2 protein-coding genes are annotated in these 1,244 nt (G+C 68.7%); both read right to left on the bottom strand.

Going from position 1 to position 1,244, the window contains the following annotated elements; translation table 11 throughout:
* Window positions 1-79 precede the first annotated feature (79 nt).
* Window positions 80-910 (bottom strand): taurine ABC transporter permease TauC, encoded by an 831-nt coding sequence (gene tauC / locus AACR77_RS09960; protein ID WP_042881179.1) that lies wholly within the window; start codon window positions 908-910, stop codon window positions 80-82.
* Window positions 907-1,131 (bottom strand): hypothetical protein, encoded by a 225-nt coding sequence (locus AACR77_RS09955; protein ID WP_442853376.1) that lies wholly within the window; start codon window positions 1,129-1,131, stop codon window positions 907-909. Before AACR77_RS09955 ends, tauC begins: the two co-directional genes overlap by 4 nt.
* Window positions 1,132-1,244: the final 113 nt, after the last annotated feature.

Here is a 1,244-nt window from a genome sequence, read left to right as displayed (position 1 = left end):
CACTGGGGCGCCCCATGCAACACGTAATTGGGACATAGCCATAGGAAAGGGGGGCGAAGGAAAGCGGTCAGCCTGTGGCTCATTGTCCTTCTCCATGCCAGGGGGTGAGCCTGCGCTGCAGGGCGCGCAGGCCCAGTTCCAGTACGAAGGCGATCAGGGCGATCACCAGGATGCCCGCCAGCACCACGTCGGTGGCGAGAAACTCGCCGGCGGATTGCACCATGAAGCCCACCCCCCGGGTGGCGGCGATAAGCTCGGCCGCCACCAGGGTGGACCAGCCCACCCCGAGCCCGATGCGCAGCCCGGTCAGGATGTCCGGCAGGGCGCCGGGCAGGATCACGTGCCAGAGCACCTGGGACCGGGATGCGCCCAGCGCCTGGGCTGCCCGCACTCGCACCGCGTTGGCGCTCTGCACCCCCGCCAGGGTCGCCAGGGCCACGGGCGCGAAGATGGCCAGATAGATGAGCAGCACCTTGGAGGTCTCGCCGATGCCAAACCAGATCACCATGAGTGGCAGGTAGGCGAGCGGCGGCACCGGGCGGTAGAGCTCGATGAGGGGATCCAGCACGCCGCGCACCGTGGGGGAGAGCCCCATGGCGATGCCCACCGTGATGCCAAAGAACGCCGCGGCAGCGAGCGCCACCAGGATGCGCCCCAGGCTGGCCCCCAGGTGTTGCCACAGGGTGGCATCCATAAAGCCCATAGGGCCTGCGATGGTGATGAGCTGTGCCAGCACCCGCTGTGGGGGCGGCAGGAACAGGGGATCGACCCAGCCGAAGTGGGCCACCAGCCACCAGAGGGCCAGCAGCACGAGCAGGGTGGCGAGGCTCAGGGTCAGACGGCGGGACAGGGGCCAGCCCGCTGCCCGTGCGTGGGTGAGATCCCGTTGCCGGGCGAGGGCGAGGGTCATGCGAAGGCCTCCCGCTCTGCGAACACCCGTTCCAGCACGTATTCACGGCGCTCGATGAAGGCCGGATCGGACTTGATGCTGCGGCAGGGCTCCCCGGCGGCGAAGCGGCGACCGAAATCCAGGGTCAGCCGCTCCGTCACCCGCCCGGGGGAGGGGGAGAGCAGCACCAGATCGGTGGCCATGAAGATGGCCTCCTCGATATCGTGGGTGATCAGCAGCACCTGACGCCTGTGCTCGTGCCACAGGCGCAGCAGCAGAGTCTGTATCTGCTCCCGGGTGAAGGCGTCCAGGGCGCCGAAGGGCTCGTCCAGCAGGAGCAGGCGGGGCTACTGTG

The organism is Aeromonas sp. ZOR0002 (assembly GCF_963866995.1).
GTDB classification, from domain to species: Bacteria; Pseudomonadota; Gammaproteobacteria; order Enterobacterales; family Aeromonadaceae; genus Aeromonas; species Aeromonas caviae.
This window is presented reverse-complemented; position numbering and strand designations above follow the sequence as displayed.